Source organism: Micromonospora sp. CMU55-4 (assembly GCF_011602315.1).
GTDB classification, from domain to species: domain Bacteria; phylum Actinomycetota; class Actinomycetes; order Mycobacteriales; family Micromonosporaceae; genus Micromonospora; species Micromonospora chalcea.
In genome coordinates this window covers 480,023-493,455 of sequence record NZ_JAAOLH010000001.1, presented here as the reverse complement: position 1 = coordinate 493,455, position 13,433 = coordinate 480,023, and the positions used below count along the sequence as shown (strand labels likewise).

The window sequence follows — 13,433 nt, the reverse complement described above, 5'->3', positions numbered from 1 at the left end:
GTGTGTCATTCGGCGGTGGGGAACCCGTAGCGGGCCGCGTGCTCCGGGTCGGCCGGGTCGACCTGGCGGATGCCGGCGTCGGCGAGGCGCTTGTTCACCTCGTCCAGGCGTTCCCGGACCAGCCGGGCCTCCTCCTCGGTGACGCGGCCGCGGTGCGGGCGCCCGGCGTGCTCGATGGTGCCGTAGTCGATCTTTTCGGTGGCGCGGCGTGCCTTGGGCGGCTTGACCCGCTCGGCGGTACGCAGCAGTTGCGCCATCGGCACGTCGGTGGCCATCGCGTCGAACTCGCTGGCGGTCAGCACCACCCGGCGCGGCTCGCCGTGGCCGTGCCGGTCGTGGATCTCCACCACCGCGACGTCCAGTGCCGCGTCGTCGATGCTCTCCACGTCGACCGGGGTGGCGTCCAGTTGCACGGGCCCGGCGACCAGGTCCGGGTGCTCCAGTACGACGACCTTGACCACCTCGTCGTCGGCGCTCAGCACCTGGCCGGTGAAGTCGGAGACGTGGATCGTCTTCTTGCCCATGCGCGGAGCTTCTCCTGTCGTAGGCCGGAAATCGGACCACAAGACGCTACCGCACAGGTGTGCGAAGACCGGTACGCACGCCCGGCCGGTGTGTCGCCGCCCGCGTTCCTAGAGGCTGCCTTTCGGGGCGACCCACTCGGTGGGCTGGTGGGTGAGCGCGGCGATCCGGTCGTAGTCGGCGTCGTAGTGCAGCACCGTGGCACCGTGCAGCTCGGCGGTCGCCGCGATGATCAGATCAGGCAGCCGAAAGTTGCGGTGCTGGCTCTCGGCGGCCAGTAGGCGGTGCACCGCCATGGCGCGGTCCATCGCCTCGGCGGTGACATCCAGCCAGCGGTGTCCCCGGAGCGCCTGCCACAGGATCTCGTATCCCTTCGGTGTGGGGGCGTTGTTCAGATATTCCAGCGAGGTCATCTGGCACGCGGCGAGGCGCCCTTCTGCCAGCAGCGTCTCGAAGCGCTTCCGGACGGCCTGGTGCCGAGCCTGAAGCACGTACACCGACGTGTCCGCCAGGTAGACCTGGCCGGCCATCAGGCCGCGGCCTCGCCGTCGCGGGCGTCCTCGGCGAGCCGGCTCAAGTCGCGCCCACCGCCGTAACGCCAGCCCTCGTCCGACTCGGCGAAGTCCATCTCGACCTGATCGAACGCGGCGACGATCTCCTTCGCCTGCCGCCGGACGGCGAAGGCGTGCAACGCGGCGTTGATGGTGGCGACCTTGGTGTCGGTGCCCAGCACCTCGCGGGCGGACTCCAGCCACTCATCGTTGACGTCCACCGTGATGCGGGTCATGCGTTCGACCGTACACCAGGAAGTGCTGGATCTGCGCACCAAGCTGCGCTTGAAATTGGTGCGTCAGGCGGCCGCCGACCCGCGCCAGGCGGCGGCGCCCGATGGTTGCGTGTTCAGCTCGGCCCAGGAGAGCCCCCGGTTGCGGGCTTCGCGGTACGCCCGCTGCGCCGGGAAGCGTCCGGCGTCGTCGGCGGCCCGCCAGCTCCGCTCCGGGTCCTGCTGGAATCGGTCATTCGGTTCGTGAGGCATGACCACTACCGTCCCAGAAAAACTTGTCCATGTATGGAAATGAATATGACGCAGGGTCGATGCCTCGGGTTCCCGTGAAGCGTCAAATTCCTGCGGCCCTCCGCCGGACCACACATCGTCATCCGTCGCTGGCGTGCCGCCCCACTACCCATCCGCCGCGGGTCTCAACCCCGGTGGGATCAGTTGATTACGCGAGCACGGGCGGTCCGGCCCGGCGTACCATGATCACGTGCTCGACCGGCGGGTCTTCCTCCATCTGGCGACCTGGCTGGGACAGTGGCCGGCGGGCCCGGGACTGCACGTGGTGCGGTCCCACCGCCGCGCCCGTCCGGCCTGGGACGGCCGCCTGCGCCCGGCCCTCGCGGTGACCGCCCACGGCAGCACCGTCCTCTCGGTCGCCGTCGATCGGGTGGAGGCGGTCCGGGCGCTGGTCCGGGGACGGCCGCCCGGCGAGTGGCTGCCCGCCCTCCCGGCGGCGGTCGGCACGCCCGACTTCAACTCGCACACGTCCGTCTTCCGCTGGTGCGCCGACCCGGCGCCGCTGCCCGAGGTGGGGGAGTGGGTGCCGCCCACGCTGGCCGGGCTACCGCCGTGGCTGCGGCTGTTCGACCGGGAGGTGCTCGTGGTCCGGGGCGCCGACGGCGCGTACCGGGCCGGGGTGGGGATCAAGCGGCACGACTCGTACGGGCACGAGCTGGCGGTGGGCACGGTGCCGGCCGCGCGCGGGCGCGGCCTGGCCCGGCGGCTGGTCGCGCAGGCGGCGCGCCGGGTGCTCGACGAGGGAGCGATCCCCACCTACCTGCACGACCCGGGCAACGCGGCGTCCGGCCGGGTGGCCGAGGCGGCCGGGTTCCCGGATCGCGGCTTCACCGCGTTCGGCGTGTTCCCCCGCTGAGCCGGCCCGGCTCGGCGCGGACCGTGGATCCCGGGCCGGATCCACGGTCCGCAGCTCTCCCCCCAGGCCCCGACACCGGTAACGCTATGTGTATTACCGACCGTGAACAAGGGGTGTGTTGCTGTCCGGTTGCGGACTCTCACCTGCGAAATCGCTGGCAGGTGCGCGGGCGAGGTCAGTGACGCAGCGTATGGATGAGGGCGAGCGCCTGCCGGGTGGCCGGCCGCAGCACGCGCAGCCGGGACAGCCCCACCAGCCGGTCCACGAGCGGCACCACGCCGTCGATGAGCTGGCGGGTCTTGACCTGCCCGTCCGAGCGGTCGTGCACCCAGTAGAGCACCACACCCATGTAGCCGAGCCAGAGCAGCTCGGGCAGCGCCTCGCGCAGCTCGTCGTCGAGCTTGACGGTGGACCCGGTGAGGGCCTCGCGGAACAGCGCTATCGACATGTCCCGCGGCTCCGACGACTCGGCGGAGAACGGGCTGAGCGGCGAGGTCGGCTCGGCCGCCGTCTTGAAGAAGGCGCCCGCGAACGCGTGGTACGGGCTCAGCACGTCGATGCCCGCGTGCAGCACCCCGGCCAGCCGCGCGGCGAACTCCCGCTCCCGGGCGAGCACCGGGCCGGCCGCCTCCCGGTGATCGCGCTGGGTGCCCGCGTAGAACTCCTGGACCAGGTGCTCCTTGGAGCCGAAGTAGTAGTAGGCGTTACCCACCGCCACGCCGGCCTCCTGGGCGACCGCCCGCATGGTGGTGCGCGCGTACCCGCGCTCGCGGAACAGCCGCATCGCGGTGTCCAGGATCAACTGGCGGGTCTGCTCACCCCGGGCCGTCGACCCCTGCCCACCCGCAGCGGTCGTCGGCGCACTCTGCTCGGTCATCGTCGTCACCGTATCCCGGTTCCCGGATCCGTTCGCGGACCGCGGAGGCCGCCGCCACCACCCGCCGGGCCAGCGGCAGCAGGTGCGGGCGGGCCAGCCGCTCGGCCGTACCCCGATGCTCGGCGAGCGCCCAGAGGCAGGCGAACCAGGCGCCGTCGCCGCTGTAGACCGCGCCCGTGTCGGCCACCACCGTCAGGTCCCGCAACGTCGCGTCGTGGTCGAGGCCGGGGAAGCGCCGCCGGGCCTCGGCGGACCCGGCCGGCACGAACTCCAGGGGTACGAGCTGGGGCCGCGAGGCGAGCCACCGCCGGGCGCCCCGGCACATCGGGCAGCCCGCGTCGAACAGGACGGTGAACCCGCGGATCCCACCGGCCCCGTGCCCGGTGGGATCCGACGGGCGCCCGCCCGGGGCGGACGTCACCGGGCCGGCGGGTTCGGGCCGCCTGCCGGTACGGGCCCACCCTGCGGCGGGAGGATACGGACCGGCGGCAGCGGCGGGTGGGTGGCCTGCTGCCGCAGGCGGCCGCGCCGGTAGCGGCCGAGCGCGAAGACGTTGAAGAAATGCAGCGCGCCCAGTACCAGCAGGACCAGGCCCACCTTCATGGAGAGCTGCTCCAGCGCCTGGCTGGTGTCGCCGACCGGGCCGGACTCCTTCATCGCCACCGTGACGTAGCCGAGGTTGAGCAGGTAGAAGCCGACCACGAGCAGGCTGTTGACCGCCTCGGCCAGCCGGCTGTCGGCGAACACGTCCTGCAGGAACACCAGCCCGTTGCGGGACAGTGCCCGGGCCACCCAGATGGTCAGACCGATGCTGACCGCCAGGTAGGCCAGGTACATCCAGACCTTCACGTCCATCCCCGTCGCCTCTCTTGAACGTGTTCAAATCAAGGACGCCCTGAGCGTACGACAGATTTTGAACGTGTTCAAGAGTGATGCGGTCAGCCGGTCAGGCCCAGCGTCTGCGCGGCGGCGCGGCCGTTGGCGTGGCTGGCGCCATGGGTGGCGACGAACGCGCGCGCGCCAGCCGGCCGCCACGCGCCCGGCCAGCCCATCTCGACCACTGTCACCTGATGCGTGGCGGCCAGCGCCTCGACCAGCTCCCGCGCGCCGGGCAGCCGGTGCAGGTGCCGCCCGACCAGCACGACCGGCCGGTCCCCGGCGAGCCGCCGCAGCTTCTCCGGGTCGGTCTCGCCCGCCACCGCGCGGGCCTGCTCGATCCCGGCGGCCAGGTGCGGGCCGAGCCCCCACGGCACCCGCCCCTCGGCGACGGTGGAGGTGGCGTGCACCTGCACCACCAGGGGTGCGGCGGCGCGGGTGAGGTCGCCCTCGACCCGTACCGCCCGCAGCGCGGCGGCGTAGCCGAGGCCGTCGGTGGCGGGCGGCGGGGCGTCGGCGGGGCCGGTGGCGGCGAGCGCGGCGGTCCGGCCGGCCGCCTCCTCGACCCGCTCGCGCGCCAGCCGCCCGTCGCCGATCGCCGCGACGATCTCGGCGGCGACCGACTCGACCAGCTCGGCGTCGACCCGGGCGCCGATGCAGAGCAGGTCCGCGCCGGCCGCCAGCGCCCGGACCGCGCCCGTGCCGACCCCGCCGGCGGCGAGCACCGCGCCCTTCATCTCCAGCGCGTCGGTGACTACCGCGCCGGTGAAGCCGTACTCGACGCGCAGCAGGTCGTGCAGGACCGCGCGGCTGAACGTGGCCGGGCCGTCGCCGGTCAGCGCCGGCACCCGGATGTGCGCGGTCATCACCGCGCGGACGCCCGCGTCGACCACCGCGGCGAACGGCGGCAGGTCCCGTTCCCGCAGGACGGCCGGCGGCACGTCGACTGTGGGCAGTTCGTGGTGGGAGTCGGCGACTGTGGCGCCGTGCCCGGGGAAGTGCTTGGCGCAGGCGGCCACGCCCGTCGACTGGAGGCCGGCGACGGCGGCGGCCGAGTGGACCGCCACCCGCTTCGGGTCGGCGCCGAACGAGCGGGTGCCGATGACCGGGTTCTCGTCGGCGGTGTTCACGTCGACGGTGGGCGCCAGGTCGAGCGTGACGCCGAGCGCGGCCAGCTCGGCGCCGATCGCCGCGTACACCTCGCGGGTCAGCGCGGGGTCGTCGACGGTGCCGAGCGCGGCGTTGCCCGGGTACGGGCTGCCGGTGGCGTGGGCCAGCCGGGTGACGTCGCCGCCCTCCTCGTCGATCGCGACGATCACGTCGGGGCGGCCGGCGCGCAGTGCCGCCGTGGACGCCCCGACCTGGGCCGGGTCGTGGATGTTGGTGCCGAACAGGGTGTGCCCGGCGAGCCCGTCGGCGAGCAGGTCGACCGCCCAGTCCGGCGGGACCGGACCCGGGTACGCGGCCAGCAGCGTGCCCAGCGCGAGCCGCCGGAGTCCTGGATCCTGACCCACGAGTATCCCCTTTCCCTGCCGGGTCGTCCGACCTTCGCGGATCGGGGCGGCCGATACGCTAACGGACGCCCCTCGGCAGGCGTTTTGTGGTTAGAAAACTTTACTGAAAATTGAGGACGACGGCATGAGTGCGACCCGGCTGCCCGGTACCCCCCGACTCCTGCGGGCGCTCAACGATCGTGCGGCGCTGGAGCTGCTGCTCGAACGCGGCCCGCTGACCCGGGCCCGGATCGGTGAGCTGACCGGGCTGTCCAAGGTCACCGCGTCCCAGCTCGTCGAACGGCTGGAGGAGCGCGGCCTGGTCGCCCGGGTCGGCGAGCAGGCCGGCGGGCGGGGCCCGAACGCCCAGCTCTACGCCGTCCGGCCGAGCAGCGCGTACGTGGTGGGCGTGGACGTCGGCGCGGAGCGGGTGGTGGCGGCCTGCGCCGACATCACCGGCACGGTGGCCGGCCGGGTCGAGCAGTCCACGAAGGACACCGACGACCCGGTCGGGGTGGTGCACAACGCGGTGGTCCAGGCGGCCAGCAGCGCCGGGGCGGAGCTGTCCGCCGTCCGGCGCGTCGTGCTCGGCACCCCCGGCCTGGTGGACCCGCAGACCGGCGACATCACCTTCGCGTTCAACCTGCCGCGCTGGCACAGCGGCCTGCTCGCCGCGCTGCGCGAGGACCTGGACACCCCGGTCGTGTTCGAGAACGACGTGAACCTCGCCGCGGTGGCCGAGGCGCAGTCCGGCGCGGCCCAGGGCACTTCCGACTTCGTGCTGGTCTGGGTGGACGCCGGCGTCGGCCTGGCGATCATGCTGGGCGGGCGGCTGCACCACGGCAGCAGCGGCGCGGCCGGCGAGATCGGCTACCTGCCGGTGCCCGGCGCGCCCATCCCGCGCGACGTGTCCAAGCGGGCCAAGCCGGCATTCCAGCAGCTCGTCGGCGCCGACGCGGTACGCGCGGTGGCCGCCGAGCACGGCTTCGCCACCCCGAAGGCGGCGGAGCAGGGCGTCGCGGCGGCCCGGGCGGCCGAGGTGGTACGCGCGGCGATCGCGGCCGGCACCGCCGGTGGGCCGATGCTGGACGAGCTGGCCCGCCGGCTGGCGCTCGGCGTGGCGAGCACCTGCGTGGTGCTGGACCCGCCGCTGGTGGTGCTCGCCGGCGCGGTCGGGCAGGCGGGCGGGGCGGCGCTGGCCGAGCGGGTGCAGCACGAGGTCGCCGCGATCACGCTCGTCCGGCCCCGGGTGGTGACCACCGGGCTGACCGAGGAGCCGATCCTGCGCGGCGCGCTGCGTACCGCGCTGGACGCGGTGCGCGACGAGGTGTTCGGCTCGACGGTCGGCTGACCGCGTCGTGCGCCCTGACGCCATGTGAAGGAATCCTTCATCATGGCGTCAGGGTTCGCAAGGAGTTGCCGGGCCTGCCCTTCCGTCACATCAGGTCGCGGCGGCGGAACACCGTGAACGCCGCGGCCACCAGCGCGCCGGTGAGCCCGAGCAGCACCACCAGACCCGACGGCCAGGTCACCGTGTACGAGCCGTCGCAGTAGCCGGAGATCCCGGGGCCGCAGGCGTTGCCGTCCCAGAGCCGCACCTCACCGGAGAGCCAGGCCGCCAGATAGCTGGACAGCATGTACCGGTCCGGCCGGCCCACCTGGAGGATCTGGAACACCAGCCGTGCCCCCAGCTCCCACACCACCACGTACGCGGCCACCGCGCCGAGCGCCGCCGACGTCAGCCGGCCCAGCGTGGCGACGGCGAAGCCGAGCGCCGCGGCGAGCAGCACCAGCACCAGGCCGCGCCCCCAGATCGCGGCGAGCGACGGCCAGAAGTCGCCACCGGTCCGCCCCACCAGGCCGGACGCCTGGCCGATCAACCAGAACGCCCCGAGGTACGCCACCGAGGCCAGCACCGACAGGCCGACCAGCCCGCCCAGCAGGGTGCCCAGCTTCGCGGCGAGCACCGTCGACCGCCGGGGCCGCCACAGCAGCAGGTTGACCACCCCGCCCGAGTTCAGGTCGGCCCCGATGTACGAGGCGCCGACCAGGAACCCGAACAGCGTCAGGAACGCGATCAGGAAGTAGAGCAGCGGCTCGGCCTCCTTGGCGAAGACGAAGACACCGCTGAGGTAGTCGGCCGCGGTCGGCAGCTCGTCGAGCTGGGCCGGGTCGATCTGGGCGCAGTCGCGCGGCAGGTAGTCGTTCTCGGCCGGCGGGAGCGAGCCCTCCCGGATCCGCAGGCAGCGGTCGTACGTCATCTCCATCTCGCGGACGCTCTCCGCCGCCTGCGCCTGCGCGCGGCTCAGCTCCGCCGGGCTGGGCCGGTGCGAACCGGCGAGCGTGGTCACCACCGTCACCGCGAAGGCGGCAGCCAGCAGCACCACCATGAGCTGCACGAAGCGCCGGGCGGCCAGCCGCTCCAGCTCGGCACGGACCAGGTTCACGCGTCCACCTCCCGGCTCTCCCGGACGTCGAGGTCGATCACTCCGTCGCTCGGCGGCGCGCCGTCGACCTGCCGCGGCACCTCCACGCCCATGTGCTCGTGGTCGCCGGTCAGTTCCAGGAAGACGCTTTCCAGGTCCGGCCGCAGCGGGACCAGCTCGCGTACCCACACGCCCTGCTCGCCGAGCGTCCGGCTGATCGTCTCCGGATCCTCCACACCGGTCACCACCAGGTGGTCCGGCCCGGCCGTCACCGACAGACCGGCCCGGCCCAGCAGGTCACCGGCCTGCTCCGGGTCGGCCACCCGCACCCGCCACTGGTGCTGGTCGAAGCCGGCCAGCACCTCCTCCACCGGCCCGTACGCGACCCGCCGCCCCCGGCTGACGATCGTCACGTGGTCGCAGATCAACTGGATCTCGGCCAGGATGTGGCTGGAGAGCAGCACCGTCACCCCGGCCTCGGCGAGCGACCGGGTCAGGTCGCGCATCTCCCGGATGCCGGCCGGGTCCAGCCCGTTCGCCGGCTCGTCCAGGATCAGCAGCTCCGGGTTCTTCAGCAGGGCCGAGGCGACCGCCAGCCGCTGCTTCATGCCCAGCGAGTAGCCCTTGACCCGCTCGTGGCCCCGGTCCCGCAGCCCGACCTGCTCCAGCACCTCGTCCACCCGGACGGTCGGCACGCCACCGGCCACGGCCAGCAGCCGCAGCGTCCGGTGCGCGGTGAAGTTGGCGAAGAACTGCGGGCTCTCCACGATCGCGCCGACCCGGCCGGCCACGTCCGGCAGGCGCTCGGGTGAATCGGCGCCCAGCACGCGCATCCGCCCGGCGTCCGGCCGGACCAGCCCGAGCAGCGCACGCAGCGTGGTGGTCTTGCCGGACCCGTTCGGCCCCAGGAAACCGTGCACCTGACCCGCCTCGACCAGCATGTCGAAGCCGTCGACGGCGACCCGCCGCCCCTGGCGCAGCGAGTGGAACGTCTTGCGGAGGCCGGCGATCTCGATGACCGCGCTCATCAGCGCGCCTTCCGGCAGCGGTCGGGCATGGGTGTCCTTCCGGAAGCGGTGACCAACGACACGGCGCCCCACCCTATGGTGGCGACGCCTCCCGTGGGGGGCACCGTGCCGGATGCGTGATTGGATGGTGCGGTGACTGGTGACCTGATCCCCGGCGCCCCGGGCGCCCCCGCCCCCTCGACCGTGGACGCGGATCTGGTGGTCAGCCTCGACGGGGTCGGCGTCAAGCGTTCCGGCACGGCGCTGGTGCACGACGTCGACTGGCGGGTCGAGCTGGACGAACGGTGGGTGGTGCTCGGGCCGAACGGCGCGGGCAAGACGACACTGCTCAACCTGGCCTCCGGCCGGCTGTACCCGACCAACGGCGTCGCCCACGTGCTCGGCGAGCGCATCGGCCGCACCGACGTCAACGAGCTGCGTACCCGCATCGGCCTGTCCACCGCGACGCTCGCCGAGCGGATCCCCGCCGACGAGCGCGTCACCGACGTGGTGGTGACCGCCGCCTGGTCGGTGGTGGGCCGCTGGCGGGAGAGCTACGACCGCACCGACGAGGCGCGCGCCGCCGCGCTGCTGCGCCAGCTCGGTGTCGGGCACCTCGCCGACCGCGCGTACGGCACGCTGTCCGAGGGCGAGCGCAAGCGGGTGCAGATCGCCCGCGCCCTGATGACCGACCCGGAGCTGCTGCTGCTCGACGAGCCGGCCGCCGGGCTCGATCTGGGCGCGCGCGAGGACCTGGTGGCCCGGCTGGCCGAGCTGGCGTACGACCCGGACGCGCCCGCCATGGTGCTGGTCACCCACCACGTCGAGGAGATCCCGCCGGGCTTCACGCACGCGCTGCTGCTGCGCGAGGGCGGCGTGGTGGCGCAGGGCCTGCTCGGCGACGTGCTCACCGCCGACAACCTGTCGAAGACGTTCGGCCTGCCGCTGGTGGTCACGCGGTCCGGCGACCGCTGGGCCGCCCGCGCCGCCTGAGCGACGGGACGGACACCGTGCCGCAGACCCGGATCGCCGTCGTCGGCAGCGCCAACATGGACCTGGTCGGCATCGGCGCCGCGCTGCCCCGGCCGGGTGAGACGGTGCTGGGCAGCGACTTCGTCATGCTGCCCGGCGGCAAGGGCGCCAACCAGGCGGTCGCCGCGGTACGCGCCGGCGCCTCCTGCGTCTTCCTCGGCGCGATCGGCTCGGACTCGTTCGGCGTGACGCTGCGGGCCCGGATGACAGCGGCCGGCGTGGACACCGGCCACCTGCGGGTGGTCTACGGCCCGTCCGGCGTCGCCCTGGTCATGGTCGGTGGCGCGGGGGAGAACGCCATCCTGGTCACGCCGGGCGCGAACGCCGCGTTCACGTCGCCGACCGCCGACGAGCTTTCCGCCGTACGCGATGCGGACGTGCTGGTCGCGCAGCTGGAGGTGCCGGTCGAGACGGTGACCGAGGCGGCGCTCGCGGCCCGTTCGGCGGGCACCCGGGTGGTGCTCAACGCCGCGCCGGCCCGGCCGGTGCCGGCCGAGCTGCTGGCGGCCACCGACCTGCTCGTGGTGAACGAGCCGGAGGCGCAGGCGTTGACCGGTCGCGGCCGGGACGAGCCGGCGGCGCTGCTGGATCTGGTGCCCCGGGCGGTGCTCACGCTCGGCGGCGACGGCGCCTGGTACGTCGACCGGGAGCGACCGGCGACGCACGTGCCGGCGGTGCCGGTGGACGTGGTCGACTCGACCGCCGCCGGCGACGCGTTCACCGCGGCGCTCGCCGTGGCCTGGGGTGAGGGGCGGGACCTGGCCGACGCGGTGCGCTGGGCGGCGGCCGCCGGTGCGGCGTGCGTACGCAAGCTCGGCGCCTCGGTGGCGCTGCCCCATCGCGCGGAGATCGACGAGCTGTTCGCCGACTGTTAAGAAGGGCCCCTTTCACTACCGGAGGCGTTAACAAGGGGCCCTTCCTTACACCTCGTCGGTGAGGCGTTCGCCGCGGCGGCGCAGCATGCCGAGCCCGGGGATGCCGGCGACCGCGAGCTTGAGGTCGCGGGTGACGTCCAGCAGGTCGTGCAGGTCCGGGCCGACCCGGTCCAGCGTGGCCAGGATCGGCAGCACGTCCGAGGTGAGGTGGTCCTTGAGCTTCGGCAACTCGTCCACGAGACGGATCGCTGCGGTCACCTCCTCCGGGCTGAGCTGCTCCACGAAACGCGCCGCCATCGGTGCGGCCCGGCGCAGCGTCGACTCGTACGCGGCCAGCAGCTCGTTCGCGACGCCGGTGGCCTTCTCGGCGGTGGCGAGGGTGCCCGCCGCCCGCGCGGTCACCGTCTCCGCCTCGGTGACCACACCGGCCGCGCTGCGGGCCACCCGGTCCGCCTCGCCGACCACGGTGGCCGCCGCCGCGGAGACCCGCTGCGCCTCGCCGACCACCACCGTCGCGGCGGCGGCCACCTCGGTCGCCGTGTCGATCGCCGCGGTCGCGGCGGCACTGATCACCGCCACCTCGCGGACCGCCGTCTCGGCGTCGGCCAGCACCCGGTCGGTGCGGTCGAGCGTGCCCTCGATCCGGTCCACCACTCCGTCGATCCGCCGGACCAGCGCCTCCACCTGGTCGAGGACGGCGAAGGCGCGAGCGGGTACCGAGGCCATCGTGGCGGCGGAGCCGAGCGCCTGGTCCACTGCGGTACGGGTGAGGCCGAGCAGGGCGCCGGGCCGGGGAAGAGGGATCGCCATGGCATCCAGTGTGCGGCGTCGCGGCCAGTGCCGCCCGGCGGCAGCCGGGCGGCGAAGGTCACGCCGGGCCGCCGACGCGGCGTAGGGTGCCGGCATGCCCACCCCCGGCCCGGCGTCGCGGCGAACGCTCGCCTGCGGCGTGGTCGCGCTGCTCGCCGTCGTCCTCGGCGTCCTGCTCCTGGTCCGCGCCGACGCCGGGCTGAGCACCGCGCGGGCGACGGTGGCCGGGGTGCCGCTGACCGAGGTACGTGCCGACGGCGGGGCCGGTGACCTGCGGCCCGGGGTGGTGATCGCGCACGGCTTCGCCGGGTCGGCCCGGCTGATGCGGCCGCTGGCCGACTCGGTGGCCCGCCAGGGCGGCGTCGCGGTGCTGCTGGACTTCGCCGGGCACGGCGCCAGCGGGTCCCGGCTGCCCGGGGCCGGGCGGGACGAGGAACGTGCCCGGGCGCGGCTGCGGCACGACCTGGACGTGGCGGTCGGGTGGCTGCGCGGGCGTCCCGGCGTCGACAGGGACCGGATCGTCCTGGTCGGGCACTCGATGGGCGCCGGCGCTGTCGTCCGGTACGCGGTGGCGCATCCGGAGATCGACCGGACGGTGGCGATCTCGCTGCCCGACGGCGGTGACGTGCCGGCCGGCTGGCCGGGGAACCTGACGCTGGTGGTGGGCGGGCTGGAGTTCGCCGGCTTCCGCCAGGCCGTCGACGAGGCGACCCGGGACGCGCCACCGGGTTCCCGGACGCGGGTGGTGGCGCCCGGCGTCGAGCACGTGTCGGTGCTGTTCGCGCCGCGTACCCACGCCGCGGTGCTCGACGCGCTCCCGGGCCGTACCGGCGGGCCGGAGCCGTCCCCGCTGACCCGGCCGGGCGGCGCCGGGCTGCTGCTGGCCGGGCTCGCGCTGGGTTTCGTGCCGCTTGCGGCCCTGCTGCCGCGCCGGACGCGGCCGGGCGCGGGCGGTCCGCGTACCGGCTGGTGGCTGGCCGCGACGGTGCCGGCGGCCGGGCTGGGCGCGGTGTTCGCCGCGCTGCTGCCGACCACCCGCCTGCCGCTCGCCGTGGGCGGATACGTCGCGGTGTTCCTGCTGCTCACCGGCGTGCTGCTGGCCGCCGCGGCACGCTACGCGCGCCCCGGTGGGACACCGCCGACCGCGAGCGGCGTCCGGTCCGCGGTGGTCGCTGTCGCGTTCCTCGGGTACGCGGTGCTCGCCGTCGCGCTGCCGCTTCATCTCGGGCTCACCTCGACCGTGCCGGTCGGGGCCCGGTGGTGGCTGCTGCCCCTGGTGGCGTTCTGCTGTCTGGTGTTCCTGCTCGGCGCCGAGCGGCTCGCGGGCGGCGACGGCCTCCGCTACGCGGCCACCGGCGGCATCGCCGTGCTGTTGCTGGCCGCCGCGGCGGTGCTCGGCCTGGCGCCCGGGTTCGTGCTGCTGGTGGTGCCGCTGTTCGCCGCGCTGGTGGCCTGGCAGGCGGCCTGGGCCGCGGTGTTGCGCCGCCGGGCCGCGCCGTGGTGGCTGGCGCCGCTGCTCGGGGCGGTGCTGCTGGCCTGGCCGATCGCTACCACGCTGCCGCTGGCCTGACCGGCGCCGGTCGG

At 74.5% G+C, this 13,433-nt stretch carries 16 protein-coding genes; 5 read left to right on the top strand and 11 right to left on the bottom strand.

Annotation, left to right across the window (positions count from 1 at the left end; translation table 11 throughout):
* Nucleotides 1-5: 5 nt before the first annotated feature.
* The 4 genes from HA073_RS02270 to HA073_RS02255 all read right to left on the bottom strand — a co-directional run bounded on the left by HA073_RS02270 (nt 6) and on the right by HA073_RS02255 (nt 1,558).
* A complete protein-coding gene (locus tag HA073_RS02270; RefSeq protein WP_166455581.1) occupies nt 6-524 on the bottom strand; it encodes a hypothetical protein in 519 nt (172 codons plus the stop codon).
* Nucleotides 525-632: 108 nt separating this feature from the next.
* On the bottom strand, nt 633-1,052 hold the full coding sequence (locus tag HA073_RS02265; RefSeq protein ID WP_043326099.1) for a PIN domain nuclease: 420 nt from the start codon (nt 1,050-1,052) through the stop codon (nt 633-635).
* Nucleotides 1,052-1,309, bottom strand: coding sequence for a type II toxin-antitoxin system VapB family antitoxin (locus HA073_RS02260; RefSeq protein WP_043326097.1), 258 nt, complete (start codon nt 1,307-1,309; stop codon nt 1,052-1,054). The genes HA073_RS02265 and HA073_RS02260 overlap by 1 nt, the downstream gene beginning before the upstream one ends.
* Nucleotides 1,310-1,372: 63 nt before the next feature.
* Nucleotides 1,373-1,558 (bottom strand): DNA repair protein, encoded by a 186-nt coding sequence (locus tag HA073_RS02255; protein ID WP_166455580.1) that lies wholly within the window; start codon nt 1,556-1,558, stop codon nt 1,373-1,375.
* 229 nt (nt 1,559-1,787) lie between these two features.
* Between HA073_RS02255 and HA073_RS02250 the strand changes: the two genes are divergently transcribed.
* Nucleotides 1,788-2,453, top strand: a complete 666-nt coding sequence (locus tag HA073_RS02250) for a GNAT family N-acetyltransferase (protein ID WP_166455579.1) — start codon at nt 1,788-1,790, stop codon at nt 2,451-2,453.
* 175 nt (nt 2,454-2,628) lie between these two features.
* Here the strand turns inward: HA073_RS02250 and HA073_RS02245 are convergent, their stop codons facing one another.
* From HA073_RS02245 to HA073_RS02230, 4 genes are all read right to left on the bottom strand, one after another.
* Complete coding sequence (locus tag HA073_RS02245) at nt 2,629-3,330, bottom strand: TetR family transcriptional regulator (RefSeq protein ID WP_043326093.1); 702 nt, start codon at nt 3,328-3,330, stop codon at nt 2,629-2,631.
* The gene (locus HA073_RS02240; RefSeq protein WP_043326091.1) at nt 3,269-3,751 is read right to left on the bottom strand and encodes a thiol-disulfide oxidoreductase DCC family protein; all 483 of its coding nucleotides are present in this window, start codon (nt 3,749-3,751) and stop codon (nt 3,269-3,271) included. Before HA073_RS02240 ends, HA073_RS02245 begins: the two co-directional genes overlap by 62 nt.
* Nucleotides 3,748-4,185, bottom strand: a complete 438-nt coding sequence (locus HA073_RS02235; RefSeq protein ID WP_043326089.1) for a hypothetical protein — start codon at nt 4,183-4,185, stop codon at nt 3,748-3,750. Before HA073_RS02235 ends, HA073_RS02240 begins: the two co-directional genes overlap by 4 nt.
* An 83-nt stretch (nt 4,186-4,268) precedes the next feature.
* Nucleotides 4,269-5,720, bottom strand: coding sequence for a glycoside hydrolase family 3 protein (locus HA073_RS02230; RefSeq protein WP_166455578.1), 1,452 nt, complete (start codon nt 5,718-5,720; stop codon nt 4,269-4,271).
* Between the two features lie 124 nt (nt 5,721-5,844).
* Here HA073_RS02230 and HA073_RS02225 point away from each other — a divergent pair, with 124 nt between their 5' ends.
* Nucleotides 5,845-7,050: an ROK family transcriptional regulator gene (locus HA073_RS02225; RefSeq protein ID WP_030500934.1), complete on the top strand. Its 1,206-nt coding sequence runs from the start codon at nt 5,845-5,847 to the stop codon at nt 7,048-7,050.
* 85 nt (nt 7,051-7,135) lie between these two features.
* Here the strand turns inward: HA073_RS02225 and HA073_RS02220 are convergent, their stop codons facing one another.
* Together HA073_RS02220 and HA073_RS02215 are read right to left on the bottom strand one after the other, a co-directional pair.
* Nucleotides 7,136-8,146, bottom strand: a complete 1,011-nt coding sequence (locus HA073_RS02220; protein WP_043326085.1) for an ABC transporter permease subunit — start codon at nt 8,144-8,146, stop codon at nt 7,136-7,138.
* A complete protein-coding gene (locus HA073_RS02215) occupies nt 8,143-9,153 on the bottom strand; it encodes an ABC transporter ATP-binding protein (protein WP_043326083.1) in 1,011 nt (336 codons plus the stop codon). The genes HA073_RS02220 and HA073_RS02215 overlap by 4 nt, the downstream gene beginning before the upstream one ends.
* Before the next feature lie 132 nt (nt 9,154-9,285).
* On the opposite strand from HA073_RS02215, the gene HA073_RS02210 reads away from it, so the two are divergent.
* Nucleotides 9,286-10,125 (top strand): ABC transporter ATP-binding protein, encoded by an 840-nt coding sequence (locus tag HA073_RS02210; protein WP_064446967.1) that lies wholly within the window; start codon nt 9,286-9,288, stop codon nt 10,123-10,125.
* Between the two features lie 17 nt (nt 10,126-10,142).
* The gene (locus tag HA073_RS02205; RefSeq protein ID WP_069087606.1) at nt 10,143-11,039 is read left to right on the top strand and encodes a ribokinase; all 897 of its coding nucleotides are present in this window, start codon (nt 10,143-10,145) and stop codon (nt 11,037-11,039) included.
* Between the two features lie 45 nt (nt 11,040-11,084).
* On the opposite strand, the gene HA073_RS02200 is transcribed toward HA073_RS02205, so the two are convergent.
* Nucleotides 11,085-11,849, bottom strand: coding sequence for a hypothetical protein (locus HA073_RS02200; protein WP_064446969.1), 765 nt, complete (start codon nt 11,847-11,849; stop codon nt 11,085-11,087).
* Between the two features lie 94 nt (nt 11,850-11,943).
* Between HA073_RS02200 and HA073_RS02195 the strand changes: the two genes are divergently transcribed.
* Nucleotides 11,944-13,419: an alpha/beta fold hydrolase gene (locus tag HA073_RS02195; RefSeq protein ID WP_166455577.1), complete on the top strand. Its 1,476-nt coding sequence runs from the start codon at nt 11,944-11,946 to the stop codon at nt 13,417-13,419.
* The last annotated feature ends 14 nt before the right edge of the window (nt 13,420-13,433 follow it).